This is a genomic window from Syntrophomonas wolfei subsp. methylbutyratica (assembly GCF_001570625.1).
GTDB lineage: Bacteria > Bacillota > Syntrophomonadia > Syntrophomonadales > Syntrophomonadaceae > Syntrophomonas > Syntrophomonas methylbutyratica.
In genome coordinates this window covers 209163-223813 of record NZ_BBQT01000001.1, presented here as the reverse complement: position 1 = coordinate 223813, position 14651 = coordinate 209163, and the positions used below count along the sequence as shown (strand labels likewise).

The following is a 14651-nucleotide window of genomic DNA, read 5'->3' as shown; positions in this document are numbered from 1 at the left end:
GTTGTTAAGTTATTGTTGCGATAGAAACCACCTCTGGTTATAATTGTAATAGGAGGTGGTTTTTTCATGGGGCGTAGGTTGCGGGTGGAGTATCCGGGGGCCATATATCATGTAGTGCAAAGGGGCAATAATCGGGAGTTTATCTTCGGGCGTCCGGATGAGCGTAATTATTTAATAGAGCAGGTTAGTAATGCCGTTGAGGTGGACGGTGTTACCGTATTTGCCTATGTGGTGATGAGTAATCATTATCATTTACTGTTGCGAACCGATGGAGAATTCCTGAGCAAGGTCATGCACCGTATTAATACGAAGTATAGTAGATATTTTAATCATGACAGTGGAAGGGATAGAACGGGAGTAGTTTTTGAAGGGAGATATAAGGCTATACTGGTACAAAATGATGATTATTTGCTGTCCCTGGTTAGGTATATTCACCGAAATCCGGTTAGGGCTGGTATTGTATCGAGGCTTTGCGATTACCGGTGGAGCAGTGATGCTTGTTATAGACAGCAAGGTAACAGACCGGGAGGAGACGATTTCGTAAACTGTGATTTCATATTGAGGATGTTTTCAGATAAGAAACAGATAGCGCTTAGAGAGTATAAGCGTTTCATGGAAAATGACGATGGGAAAGACTGGGAGAATATACCTTATGTAGGGGATGATTCGTTTGCCCAGCTGATTGAGCCAAGAAAGCAAAAAGTGGTTCGGGTTAGTCTGGATGAAATCCTCATAAACACCGGGGTTGATGCTGAAGAATTGCAACAGATTAAACAAGGCTCGCGTAAAAGGTCATTGCAGGAATATAAAATTGCTTTCACCGGGGAAGCAATAAGGCAAGGATATACGATGCGGGAAATAGGCCTGCATATTAATTTATCCCATGTTGCTATTAGCCATTTATTAAATTATAAACTGGATTCAAAGTAGAAAAGGTGCCAGGCACGTAGGGGTAGGTACTGCCCCAAATAGGGGGGCGTTCTTTTTGTTCAATTATCTTTTGCTTTAGAGCCTTTCGCGTTCTTCTTCTGTTTCTGAATTGCTACATCAGGGGTGCAAGCAAACGAAAAGAACGTTAGACTGTTTTGCCTTCAACCCCCCAGATAATAACTTAACAACTTAAGTGCCTGGCACCATTATTATAGTTATATATCCGGTTGATAGGGGGGTGTGCTGGTCGTGGGAACGGACTCCGTTGGCTCCCGGGTGGACTATCAGCCAGTATTCCTGGCCGGGCTGCAGAGGGCTTTGGGGAGTAAGCTGCAGCTCTTTTTCATTTTTTAGTTGGAAATTCAGGTCCAGGCTTTTGCCGTTCTCTTTTTCCCGCAGTTCAATGGCCTGGCTGACTATGGATGCGGGGTCAACCGCGTGGGAAAAAGATATGGTGATGGATTCATCGGGATGCTTATTGATGGTTGAAACCTGGTGATATCCTGGATAATAAAGGGGCCATTTGGCCTGTAATTGTTCGGGGCTGGCCTGGGTCCAAGCGCTGGAGTCAGGCAGCATAAGTCGTGTAGAACCGGCATGGTCGATTATTTCGTTGTAAACCGGCCAGTATTCTTGCTGTCGTACCCGGTTAATATCTATTCGATATTCCTGATTTCCGTTGATTAGCTTTACCATCCTGGAATCACTGTCGCTGCCGCTCGGGACTGTTGCTGATAGCAGGAGGCGGGCCGCCAGCAGGGGATCGGATTGATTTATGGTAATATCCGGGTTTATTCCGGCCTGGTCAACAACATGGCCCAGGGGGGTATAATAACGGGCGGTAGTCATTTTCAGGTAGCCGTACAGCTCTCCCTGGTTATATATTGGATAGGCACTCTGCATGCATCCCTTGCCATAAGAGCTTTGGCCCAGGAAAAGGGCGCAATTGTAATCTTTGAGAGCACCGGACAGGATTTCTGAGGCGCTGGCCGTGTTCTGGTTGATGAGGACAACTAGCGGTTTAGTAATTAAAAGCTCGTGCTTTACAGCTTTTTCGGAGGTTACCAGAGGCCTGACCTGCATGGCCGGTTTATCTCCAATGAAAAAACCTGCTATATCCAGAGCGATGTACACATAACCACCGCCATTGTCGCGTAAATCCAGAATATAGCCTTGAGCCCCCTGAGACTCCAGGTCTTGCAGGGCTTCAGCGAACAGGCTGGCAGTGGAGGGCTGGCTTTCACTATTTAAAAACGTATTAAGGTCTATATAGGCCGTAGTCGGATCGGGCAGTGAGGAAATCACCGGAGGAACTTCCACCTTTTTTCTAGTAAGGGTAAACTGCAGCAGCTGCTCCCCGCGCAGGATTATTAAATCCACCTGGCTGTCGGCAGGGCCACGGATGAAGCTACCCCCCTGCTCAGTCGAAAGGCCGGCCAGCGAGATCCAATTTTCCTTTTGATGTTCTTTTACCCGGATTATAATGTCGCCGGCTTGCAATCCACCTTCTTCGGCAGGCGAATCGGGTATTAAGGATTTAACCAATATCCCCTGCGGAACGCTTTCTATGTATATACCTATACCGATCACCCCGGGAGAGATGAAGGAGTTATATTGCTCAAGGGTCATAAAGGAGGTGTAAGGGTCATTTAACGCACTTATCATCTCATCAATACTGCCTGCGTAAAGAACCCTTTCCGGCACCGGGTCGACGTAAGCATGCTGCAGCCAGTAGCGTACTTGTTCCTCCGGGGTGCTGTCACTGTTATAAGCAGCCAGGCGGTGTGAGGGCAGCTCAATAATGGCAGCAGGTTTGAATCCGTCCTCGGGGCTAGCCGCCCCCACAGACCCGGCCGTCAGCAACAGGCTTAATATTAGAATTAATGATACTGAAACTGATTTAACGATCCTTTTGATATCGCTTACTCCTTTCTGTGGTGCCAGGCACTTAAGTTGTTAAGTTGTTTGTCCTACTTTATAAGGCGCCTGGCAACTTATTGGACGGTAAACTTCATGCGTATACCCTTTCCCAGGGTTTTGTTGCCGGTTGACTCCACATCAGGTCTGATGAAAAGATAGTAAGTACCCGGACTCCAGTGTTCTGAGCCTGACGGAGGAGAGAGCCTGATCTGTTTGGCTGTAAGCAACTGGGGAACGGATACCCCGGGTAAAGGGGTTGTTCCCTCGGGGTCGATGCCAACGAAAATGTTCTGGCTGTTTACGGTACTGTCGTCCACATCCTGGGAGAAGGTGATAGTCCAGTAAGGGTGGTTCTGGCTTACGGTTTTTTCTTCTTTCCAGGGGGTCCATACTACTGAGGGCAAGGGAAAAGCCCGGTTTATGGTGATGGTGTAGGTTCTGGCGGCAGCATTTTGAGCGGTAATGAGAATGATGATGGTGTTATTGCCCGGGTTTAGAGCAATAGCTTGTGAGAGGCTTCCGCTGCTGACCGGACTTCCGTTGACCTTTATGGCAGCCTGGGCAGCGGCTGCTGTTGGGGTAATGCTTATGCTGCTGACGGTATTATCCACGTTTACGCTGTAGCTGGTAATTCCCGGGTCAAAAGCCGGACCCAGGGTACCGCTGCTCAGGGTAAGACTGCTTAAATTGGCATTTCCGGTATTGTTATGATAGGTAAAGGTAAATTCCAGGAGATAATAGCCGTTTTGTCCGCCCCGGTTATAGTTTGAGTATTGACAACTGCAGTCTGAACAGTCAGTATCTGTAAGGGCAGAATTTAAGACAGAATCGAGTAAACTGCCCGGGTCGGCACCGGCACTGTTAAAACGCAGTTTCAAAGCCGGTTCATAAAGCAGCATACTATTATGTATCTTTTCCTCCAGCGCAGCAGCATTTTCAGCCGTTTTTTCCGGTGATAATAGATAGAGTTCAGTTTCAATCAGTAATGACTGCCATAGGGCCTGGTTGTTAGTATCGCTTCCCAACTTATTATTCAATTCATGGTAATATGAGCTGCTGCAGGCAGGATAGTCGCCGGCGGTCCAGATGTGATCAGCTGCCATCTCCTGGTCGCTGAGGTTATAGTAGTTGTATCTTATTTTACCAGGCGTATCCGGGGCAGGATCATCCCAGGTACAATCCAGGTGGTACCATTTATCATCCAGGCATACCAGGTTCCACAGGTGGTTTTCACCGTGGCCTGTCCCAACGACACAGCGAACAGATACCCCGGCCTCGCTTAGCATTTTGTGGGCCAGCAGAGCATAACCCTGGCAGACTGCTTTTTTGTTATAAAGCGCCGCATAAGCGGAATGGGAAGTGTCACTTAAGCTCTCATCGTAAGCCACATTCTTAACGATATAATCATGGATGGCTTTTTCTTTTTGGTGTTCGTTCATACCGGGTATGATTATAGTGGATAGAATCGTTGCTACTTGCTCGTTGACATAGTTCTCCTGCTCCAGAGTAGTCCGATAGACCACGGTAAAGAAGACATTAAACGGGCCAACATTAGGACCCTGGTAGCCAAGCTCAGCACTTCCAGTGTTGTACTTTAAATAATCATCCTCGGCCAGCAGCGACTCATAAATCTCGGTCAGCCCGGCTGCACCCGAATCTAAACCTTTATTTAAATCCGATTCGCTGCCTGTATACAGGATATTAATAGGGGTCTGCCGGTTTTCTAAACCGGTACGTAAAATGGATTTAAGTTCCTGGAGATTGTTGGCAGTGGAACTACTGGTGGCAGCAAGTGTACGAACCATGGTCGGGTGTTCAATGCTCTCCCCCGCATTCATAGGGTTAACCCAGACCCAACTCTGCGCCACCGGCCTGCTCCCTTCAGCCTGAGCCGGCAGCAGGTTTCCCAATAAGAACAGGGTTAGCAAACTTATTATTATCCCGGCTCGCAGGTATGATTTTGTCATTATGAATTACCCCTCACTTTTCTTTAAATTGGCTAAAATAACCTCAGATTATCAATTCGCCGTTAATAGGAAAAAACCTTTCCCCAAAACGGATCATCACCATCATCTCTAACGGTTTTTTTACTGGTTGGTATTGTTGGAAAAACATCGCTTTTGTATTATAGAATTGGAACATGGTTTCAGGGTATTTATTGTAACCATGGCATATTCTAAATATGGGAGGGGGATTTCCGGAAGGATAAAGAGGCAAAACAGAAGAACCGTTTCTAAACTCTAATTTAAGAGGAGATGAATGGATGCTTAATTGCATGAAAAAAGTGGTTCTATTAATCTGTTGCTTGTTTTTGCTGGGCAGTGTTTTCTGTGTCAATCAAGTTGTTTATGGGATTGGTGGCGCCCCAGCTGCTGGAGCAGGGCTTCAGTTGGAACTGACCCCTTCCACTCTGACGGCTGGCTACAGTCCGACTTCAATGCTTATTACCAACAACAAGGGAACAGCTTTATGGCAGGCGGGGGACCGATTGGGTCTACAGGTGATGAAGTTGACTCAATCAGGTCAGCCCACAGTAGCTATCCCGAATATTAGACCCGAAGAGGTTCTGGATAAAACGATGCAATTTACCCTGGCAGGAGGCCTGGAAGCGGGAGACTATATCGTTGGAATAGGTACTCAGGATGGTATGCAGCTTGGCTATGTGATGCTTAGTATAAAAGGGGCAGGGAGTGAGGATTTTGCTATAAAGACGGTATCCCCCGGTCAGGGTGCTGCCCAGGTCTCGCGCTATACGACTGTAGAGATTGAGTTCTCTGCTCCGGCAGACGATAATACCTTAAACAACAGTAGCATAACGATTACGAATCAGAATACAGGCAGCACAGTCAGTGACTTCAGCGTCAATTATGATGCTGGCAACTATAAGGCGATTATTTTCTTGGCGACTCCTCTGGATATGAACAGCAGTTATACGGTGCAGGCTGGAACGGGAGTGAAATCCTTGGATGGCATAGCACTAAAAACACCGTTTACCTGGAGTTTCACCATTTCCAGTGAAGACCTGCCTCCGGGGTTGTTTACCATTGAAGTGAAGAATGGTCACGGAAACTGGATTCCCGCTTCGAATTTGGCCGAGAGTAGTTTAGGAGTGTATTATTATTTTCCCGGCCAGTCAATTGATCTCAGGTTGAAAGCAAAAGCGAATGCCACCCTGCCCCCGGATTATAGTCTTAGCGCTGATTTGAGTTCTATTATCCCGAGTCTGAGCCAGCCGTTAAATTACGATGAGGCTTCGGGTTACTGGCAACTCAGCTACCGGATTCCGGCCAATGTTAGTATTTCAGGTCCGTGTGAGATAATTATTTCTACCCAGTGGCAGGGAGAGCCTTTTCCGGCAGCGATTATGATGGCTATTATGAACATCAATCCTAAGGACTTCAATATGGGTCTGGCGGGGGATACTACAGACTGGAGTACGATTAAGGATTTTACCTGTATTCCCGGTCTGGTTTTTGAACGTTGGGATAATGGCATGCGCATTGCCCGCCTGGAATTGGGTGATGCCCAGCACCCAATTAATCTCTGTGGGATTGATGACAAAGGTAATCCTACTACTGCCGCAGCGACGCAGGAATTGGGCAAAAACATGGAACTGGCTTATGGCAAAATGTCAATGGATATGGCCGTAGAAGGAATGGCAGCCATGAACCTGCCAGCTACTATTACTATGCATAATATCCAGAGCAAAGGGGCTCCAGGCGTAAAATATACTGACAGTGACGGTTTATCCCAGGTTGCTATTCGCCCAGGAGATTCGAATCCTAGTGATTTGAGTGGGAAGATCTCTGATTATAACTGGGATAGTGCCAATGGAACATTAACTATCAAGGTAAACGGCTGGAGTGCTTATGAGATTATTCCGGTACTAGATCCTCCCTCCGGCAGTTTCAAAAGCCGGTATGATACACCCAAAACGGCACCCAATCGCAATCATTCCTGGACCGTTAAATTCAGTGCTCCGGTGGACTTTACATCGCTCAATGCTCTAAGCGCAGATGCCGGCATACTGGTATTAAATGAGGCCAACCAGCAGCAGATGGTTTCTTTCGCTCCTGCGGGCCAGGACTGTATTAAAATTATTGCTCCCAACGGTGGTTACAGCCCCGGTACCTACACCATCTATATCCGCGACACCCTGCGCTCCGCCGCAAAACCTGCTAAGGCGCTAAAAGAACCAATAAAATTTACCTTTATCGTATCTTAAGAAGTTTACGTTTAATAAAGAATAACCACGGTGCCAAGCACCGTGTTATTCTTGTCAATACAAGCCCTGCTCATTAAGCGATTCCTAAACTGAACAACAATAACTTAACAACTTAAGTGCCTGGCACCGTATTATACGGATTCATAAAGGGCTTCGATCAGCTTGCCCTGGAGAAGATATACCTGGGCTAAACGACGATGAGCGTAGGCTATTTGATGGGGGATATTATATTTATGTCCCAGCTGAATTAGTTGCCGGCTTATTTCAACAGCCGGTCTAATTTCACCCTTAGCACAATAAATGCCCGAGAGCAGCACATAAGCAACGCCAAGCCAGCGATCACTTTTTTGCACCAAAGGCAGAGCCAGAGCTTTCTCAGCCAGTTGCCGGGCTGTATCCAGATTACCCAGGCGGTAGTGTACGACCCCGCTCAACAGGAGGTAATACAACTGCCATTCTTGCTCCAGGGGAGTTTTAGCTGCCAGACGACTTAAGTATAATCCCCGTTTCAAGTCATCTTCTGAGACAGCCTTACCCAGTGCAGCTACCAGCGCAAATCCCTGGGCCCAGCTATCTTTCAGGCGGGAGGCTATCATGGGAATACGTTCTGCCACCGCTTCGCTTCGGGCGGAATCACTACTAAAAATATGTACAGCCAGGATAGCCATAAGGGAGCGGATTTCTCCCTTGACATCCCCTTTCTCTCTGGCCAGAGCGGCTGCTCGGGAAAGGATTTCTTGGGCCTTCTGTGGGTGGTTGTCTCTAAGGCAGATTCCTTTATAATAGAGTAGCTGATGATGGGAGTTTAAGTAATTGACGGGCAGAGTCTTAATCCAGGAATATAAAGCATTATGGCAACCGTTTTCCAGGAAATAGGGCTCTGCATAAGCCAGGATTAAATCTGCGGCTTTAGACCAATCAGCACATGCAGCTAATTGTTCTAAAGCTTGGTCTATATGACCGTTTTTCTCGAGATGGACGGCGGCACGGCGCCGCAAAGATACTATATATTCCGGGCTGCGTATATTTAGCGCTCTTTCCAGCAGAAATTCCCTTATAAGATGATGAAAGCGCCAGATGGTAGTATTGCTTTCCACCTGGCTGAGGAGGCCCATGAGATGAAGTTCATTAATCTTTTCTTCGCTCCGGGTATCGCCCAATACCTCCTGGCATAAAATTGGCTCCAGATAAGGCAGGATTGAGGAATCCAGGAGAAAATCCTGCAATTCCCGGGTAAGATAATTCAATAATTCATGGCTCAAATAACTATATAAAGCCGTATCTTTTCCTTTTAAGGAGGATAGATTTTTTCTCCAAATTAATTTAAAATTAATTAGGAATCTTATGCAAAATGTGGAGGAGGTGCCAATCAATAATTATTAAGTTGTGTTGTTAGGATAAAAAACCTCTGCTTATACAGGTCCATGCAAAATATGAGATTTTGGGCCGGCCTGGCCGGGAGAAAGGAGATGCACATGAAATTAGTATATAAGAAGAAATCAGTAAGGAGTTGGACTAAGACTGTTTGTAAATCGCTGGCCCTGCTGGTAACACTTTTGATGCTTTTTAGTCTGGCGGTGGCTTTGCCTGCTTATGCTCGGGATGACCTGCTTGTACGAGAATCTCAACAGAACAACATTGGCAGCATTAACGATGAGGGTGATTGGAACCAATATCCTGACTATCCAGACTATGATGACGGTTGGGGCCAATATCCTGAAAAAGGCTCCCAATACATTATTACAAAGGATCTGTCCGAGCAGACAGCAGAACAATTAGCACAACAAATAATGGGTGAGGGTGTTCAAATATCAAATGTAAAATATACCGGCACAAATGTTTCAGCAGGTACTTTTACAGCAACAGATAGTAGTATTATTGGTTTTAACGAGGGCGTTATATTAAGTTCCGGCAATATAAGGCTTGTTGATGGCCCCAATGTTAGTCCCGGCATAACCCATGTAAACGGTCTTCAAGGTGATGAACATTTGGACCTGCTAATTCCTGGATATGAAACCGAAGATGCTACAATTCTCGAATTCGACTTTATTCCCTCCAAGAATACTTTCTCATTCGATTATGTATTTTCTTCCGATGAATACAATGAGTTTGTTAACTCCCGATTTAATGATGTATTCGGCTTTTTCCTCAATGGCAAAAACATAGCCTTAATTCCTAATACTGACATCCCAGTAGCCATCAATAATGTAAACAACGGCATGAACAGTCAGTATTATAGAGATAATGAATACGATTATGTTAACGATCCTCAAATAATGACTGAAATGGACGGCCTGACTACAGTGCTTACTGTAACTGCCGCTGTTCAGGTGGGTCAGAAACATACCATCAGGATGTCAATAGCCGATGCAGGTGATAATATTTTAGATTCTAACGTATTTATAAAAGGCTCCAGTTTTACATCGGTCGAATCAGATGTTGTTCAGTTTTCCCAGGCTACTCAACAGGTGAATGAAAATGATGGTACTGCAACGATAACAGTTACCCGCAGCGGCAATGCACAGAATAGCGTAAGTGTGGAGTACTATACAAAGGATGGCAGCGCCAAAGCGCCCAATGAATACCTCACAAGCAACGGCACATTGGTTTTCGAGCCTGGGGTAACATCAAAAACCATACCGGTAACCATAGTGGACAATAATGTAGCAGGCGATATTAAATACTTTTATGTATATCTTAAAAATGTAACGGGCAATGCCATTATCGGTGATAATATCCGCAGCAGGATCTTAATTAATGAAGATGATAGCATTGCTGGTCAGGCACAGACTATTCTATGGGAAGAAAAAACAGAAAAGCAGACCGATAAAAATTACATTATTAACTTTAGTGCAGAACTCGACCCTAAGACAGTGACCTCTGAATACTTCTATATCAAAGATGGGGCAGGTCAGATAATTAATGAAATAATACCGGAACTGACATTTAATAAACGTTCTGTAATCATGAAGGCTAGTGGAGGAGTTTATAGTTATCAACCCGGGCAAACCTATACCCTGTTCATTAGTCCAGAAGTCAAAAGCTTGGCTGGGAAACCCCTGGGTAAGCAAATAATTATGCATTTTACTATTAACGATTTGCAGTAAAATAAAATAAAAACGGTGTGCCAGGCACTTAAGTTGTTAAGTTATGAATAATAACTTAACAACTTAAGTGCCTGGCACCGTATTGACGTTTTTTTCCCTTAGGGCTATACTTTCAATATAACCGACCTACCGGTCGGTCGGTAAGTTATGATTATGGGGAGGGGAACCCGTGAAGGGAAAAGGCAAAGGGCAATATTTTTTACTAATTTTTTTGATTTTAATCTCGATGCTGGCGACAGGTTGTGGTAAAGAAAAGGAACTGGTCAAAGAGAGTGCCTTGACGGTAAACACGGCTCCGGCGGTAACACGTGATATAGCCAAGAGTATGCGTTATTCGGGAATGGTACGGGGTCACAACGAAGTATACATAATGCCCAAGATGCCGGCTCGGGTAACGGCCATTCATGTTCAGCCGGGGCAGAAGGTGAGGACCGGGCAACTTTTGCTTAGCCTGGACAGCAAAGATTTAAATGTGGCGGTGAAGCAGGCGGAGGCGGCTCTGGCCGGAGCACGTGCGGCGCAGGTAGCCAATGAGCTGAACCTGGAAAAAGCGCGCAAGAACTTTGAACGCAATGAAGAACTGCATAAAGCGGGAGCTATCTCCGACAGCCAGTTTGAAGAAGAAAAGCTTAAGTATGAATCCCTGAATTCGGGGGCGGTGGCCGCCAGTGTAGCCCAGGCAGAGGCGGCTCTGGCCAGCCTGCAGAACCAGATGGAAAACTGCAACCTGACTTCTCCTATAGAGGGGATAGTGGGCAGTATCAACCTTTCCCTGGGGGAAACGGCCAACCCGCAGATGCCGGCGGCGATAGTGACGGATACCGGGGAATTGGAAATTGAACTGCTGGTGAGCGAAGCGGAAGTAAGCTATATAAAAGTGGGCAGTGCGGTTGATGTTGCTATAGAGGCTGCAGGTGAAAAGCCTTTTGCAGGCCGGGTGAAAAGTGTATCCGTGGTGCCGGATCCGGTTAAGCGCAGCTATTCGGTGAAGGTAAGCCTGCCCAACCCGGAGGGCCTTATTAAGTCCGGGATGTTTGCCGAAGCGCGGGTGGATACCCAGAGTAAAAAAGATGTTTTGGCCATACCGGTTAATGCGGTAGTTCCCAAGTCCGGGCGCCAGGTAGTTTATGTGCTGGAAATGAAGGATAAGGAGAACCGGGCCCGGGAAGTAGAGGTCGAAACCGGTATCAAAAATGAAAACTATATCGAGATAAGCAAGGGCCTCAAACCGGGACAGGAGATAATTACCCGGGGGAATACGCTGGTCAGTGACGGAACCCTGGTAAGGGTTGTTGCCGGGGGGTCAAAATAATGAAAATAGTAGAGTTTGCGGTTAAACGACCGGTTACTATGAGCATACTGGTTGCGGTAGTGATTATATTCGGCTTTTTTACCCTTTCTAAAATTCCCCTGGATCTATATCCAGAGATGAAATTCCCCTATGCGGCGGTTATGACTTCATATCCGGGCGCTGGTCCGGAAGAGGTGGAATCGCAGGTTAGCGAGCCCCTGGAAGGTATTTTGAATACCCTGAGCGGGGTGAAAGAGATTCAATCTCAATCCACTTCGGGTAATTCCCTTATCCTCATCAAGTACGACTGGGGAACGAATATCGAGAGTGCTCTCATGGATATCCGTGAGAAAATAGGTTTAATTGAGAAATCGCTGCCCAGCGGGGTGGAAAAGCCCATGGTTCTGAAGATGGACCCTACCATGATGCCTATTATACAGATGGGTATCCGCGGGGGGGATAAAATATCCCTGGGGCAGCTGCAGTCTATTGCCGAGGATGTCATTGAGCCTCGCCTCAGCCGTATCCCGGAGGTAGCTTCGGTAGTAATTACCGGGGGACTGGAACGGGAGATAAAGGTGGAAGTAGATCCGGTAAAACTGGAGGATTACGGTCTCACCTTGACCCAGGTCAACCAGGTTTTGCAGCTGGAAAACTTCAATCTCTCCGGCGGCAAGGCCCGAGAAGGCGAGCGGGAGTACTATGTCCGCAGCCTGCAGCAGTTTGAAAACCTGGACGATATCCGGAATGTGGCTATCCTCACCCCCAGCGGCAATAGCGTGTATTTGAACGATATTGCCATGATCGAAGATGCCTACAAGGATGACACCCAGATTACCCGGGTAAATGGAAGCAAAGCCGTGGGTATTCACTGCTTGAAGCAAAGCGATGCTAATACGGTCAAGGCTTGTGCGGCGGTAAGAGAAGAAATGGAAGAAATAATGGCGGAGCTGGATCTGGACCTCGATTATCAAGTGGTCATGGACCAGTCGTCTTTTATCAACCAGTCCCTGGATATAACCAAGCGCATGATGGTGGAGGGGGCACTGCTGGCTATACTGGTTCTCTTTCTTTTCCTGCGCAATGGCCGCAGTACCTTAATAGTCTTTACGGCTATTCCTCTATCGATTATCGCCACATTTATTCTTATGTATGTCAACAACAGCACCTTGAACCTTATTACCATGGGGGGCCTGGCCCTGGGAATAGGGCGTATGGTGGATGACTCCATAGTGGTTTTTGAAAATATTTACCGGCACCGCAGCCTGGGCCTGCCGCCTATGGAAGCTGCCCTCACCGGGGCCTCAGAGGTGGGCAATGCGGTTATCGCTTCTACCACTACCATTATTGCGGTTTTCTTCCCCATAATGTTTGCCGAGGGTCTGGCGTCTGTCTTGTTTAAACCTCTGGCTATAACCGTCAGTTTCGCCATCTTTTGTTCCCTTATGGTAGCTTTAACCATTGTGCCTCTCCTGGCTTCGCGGATGCTCAGTGATAAAGCCATGCAGCCGCTGGATCCGGAAAAAGGGAGGGTATCCCGGGTGGTCTTTAACTTCGGCAACTGGCTGGATAATCTGGGGGAGAGGTATAAAATAATACTGCGCTGGGCTTTGGGGCACCGGCGTCATGTGGTGGCTTTAGTTACATTGTTGATGGTTGGCGCCCTGGCCCTGGTTCCTTTTATCGGGGCGGAGTTCCTGCCCGCGATGGATGCGGGGGAAATTTCCATCACCATTGAAAACGATAAGGGTACGCTGCTGAAAGATACGGAACAGGTAGTGGAAAAAGTGGAAGCCCAGTTGCGGGAGGTTCCCGAGGTATTTACCATATTTTCCAGTGTGGGCAGCTCGGCCAGCATGTTTTTCGATTCCGGAACCAAAGCGGATCAGGCTACCATTTATATTAAATTAGTCCCGAAAAACGAACGTAAGCGCAGCGGGGATGAGGTGGCCGAAGATATCCGCAGCAGGCTTAGCGGGATAGCCGGTTCTAAAATCAAAGTCAGCATGATGGATCTAACTTCCACCGGTCCCAGCGGCGGCGGGCCGGTTAGTGTACAGGTGCGGGGAGACGATATGCAGGTTCTGCGGGAAATATCGGAAGAGGTTGCGGAGATAGTTAGAAAAGTTCCCGGTACCCGCGAAGTCATTTCGTCATTGAGTGACGGCATTCCGGAGATACAGGTCAAGATTGACCGCAAACGGGCGGCTGCTTATGGTTTAACCCCGATGCAGGTAGCGTCAGATATAAAGAACGCCATGCAGGGAAATGTCGCAACTCGATACCGGGTTGGGGGTGATGAGGTGGATGTCCGGGTGCGTTATTCTCCGCAAAATCATAAAGAACTCGAATACCTGGAAAACCTGGCTATCAGCACCTCCCGGGGAGGGGTTTTGCGCCTGTCGCAAATCGCCAGCTTCGAAATGGCCCCCGGACCTATTCAGATTACGCGGGTGGACCGGGTGCGCCGAGCGGAGATAAACGCCTACCTCTTAAACCGCGATCTCTCCGTGGTAATGAAGGATATACAAAACGAGGTAGATAAGATTAACCTGCCTTCAGGTTATAGTATTGAATATGGCGGGCAGAACAAAGATATGATGGATAGCTTCAGAAGTCTGGGTATTGCTTTGATTTTGGCCATTATCCTGGTTTATGCGGTAATGGCTATACAATATGAATCTTTCTTCAACCCCTTTGTTATAATGTTCTCGGTGCCTACCGCTTTTATAGGCGTGGTCTTGGGCTTGCTCCTGACCAACAAAGCCTTCAGCGTATCGGCTTTCATCGGGATAATAATGCTGGTGGGAATCGTGGTAGCCAATGCCATTGTCCTGGTGGACTACCTGAAACAGCTGCGCGAGCGCGGCATGGAGCGGGATGAGGCTATAGTTGAAGCCGGGCGGGTAAGGCTGCGCCCTATACTTATGACCGCCTTTGCCACCATACTGGCCATGTTCCCGTTATCCTTAGGGATAGGGGAAGGAGCCGAAGCCGATGCTCCCCTGGCCATAGTGATAATTTTCGGCCTGCTGGTTTCCACCTTTATCACTCTGATACTGGTGCCGGTGGTTTACAGCATATTTGACGACTGGGGGCAAAAGCTTAAGCTTCGCAGAGGATAGTAAGGGGGAAGCAAAAAGAACGTCCCCTTGTTTCCCCTTGCTTCAGGCCATAG

The 14651-nt window shown here is 47.3% G+C and carries 8 protein-coding genes; 5 read left to right on the top strand and 3 right to left on the bottom strand.

All coding sequences use genetic code 11. The features are described from left to right. The first annotated feature begins 66 nt into the window (after positions 1-66). Positions 67-930 carry an REP-associated tyrosine transposase gene (locus AWB54_RS01040; protein ID WP_061212786.1) on the top strand — a complete coding sequence of 288 codons (864 nt, stop codon included), beginning with the start codon at positions 67-69 and terminating at the stop codon, positions 928-930. A gap of 189 nt (positions 931-1119) precedes the next feature. Here the strand turns inward: AWB54_RS01040 and AWB54_RS01035 are convergent, their stop codons facing one another. Next, positions 1120-2775, bottom strand: a complete 1656-nt coding sequence (locus AWB54_RS01035) for a S41 family peptidase (RefSeq protein WP_061212785.1) — start codon at positions 2773-2775, stop codon at positions 1120-1122. A gap of 149 nt (positions 2776-2924) precedes the next feature. Next, complete coding sequence (locus AWB54_RS01030) at positions 2925-4817, bottom strand: cadherin-like beta sandwich domain-containing protein (protein WP_061212784.1); 1893 nt, start codon at positions 4815-4817, stop codon at positions 2925-2927. A 296-nt stretch (positions 4818-5113) separates the two neighbouring features. On the opposite strand from AWB54_RS01030, the gene AWB54_RS01025 reads away from it, so the two are divergent. After that, the gene (locus AWB54_RS01025; RefSeq protein ID WP_061212783.1) at positions 5114-7075 is read left to right on the top strand and encodes an Ig-like domain-containing protein; all 1962 of its coding nucleotides are present in this window, start codon (positions 5114-5116) and stop codon (positions 7073-7075) included. Positions 7076-7206: 131 nt separating this feature from the next. On the opposite strand, the gene AWB54_RS01020 is transcribed toward AWB54_RS01025, so the two are convergent. Then, positions 7207-8322 carry a hypothetical protein gene (locus AWB54_RS01020; RefSeq protein ID WP_153014629.1) on the bottom strand — a complete coding sequence of 372 codons (1116 nt, stop codon included), beginning with the start codon at positions 8320-8322 and terminating at the stop codon, positions 7207-7209. Positions 8323-8550: 228 nt separating this feature from the next. Here AWB54_RS01020 and AWB54_RS01015 point away from each other — a divergent pair, with 228 nt between their 5' ends. The 3 genes from AWB54_RS01015 (at position 8551) to AWB54_RS01005 (ending at position 14598) form a co-directional block, all read left to right on the top strand. Beyond that, positions 8551-10182 carry a choice-of-anchor L domain-containing protein gene (locus AWB54_RS01015; protein WP_061212781.1) on the top strand — a complete coding sequence of 544 codons (1632 nt, stop codon included), beginning with the start codon at positions 8551-8553 and terminating at the stop codon, positions 10180-10182. Positions 10183-10351: 169 nt separating this feature from the next. Next, complete coding sequence (locus AWB54_RS01010; RefSeq protein WP_061212780.1) at positions 10352-11494, top strand: efflux RND transporter periplasmic adaptor subunit; 1143 nt, start codon at positions 10352-10354, stop codon at positions 11492-11494. Next, a complete protein-coding gene (locus tag AWB54_RS01005) occupies positions 11494-14598 on the top strand; it encodes an efflux RND transporter permease subunit (RefSeq protein WP_061212779.1) in 3105 nt (1034 codons plus the stop codon). Before AWB54_RS01010 ends, AWB54_RS01005 begins: the two co-directional genes overlap by 1 nt. The last annotated feature ends 53 nt before the right edge of the window (positions 14599-14651 follow it).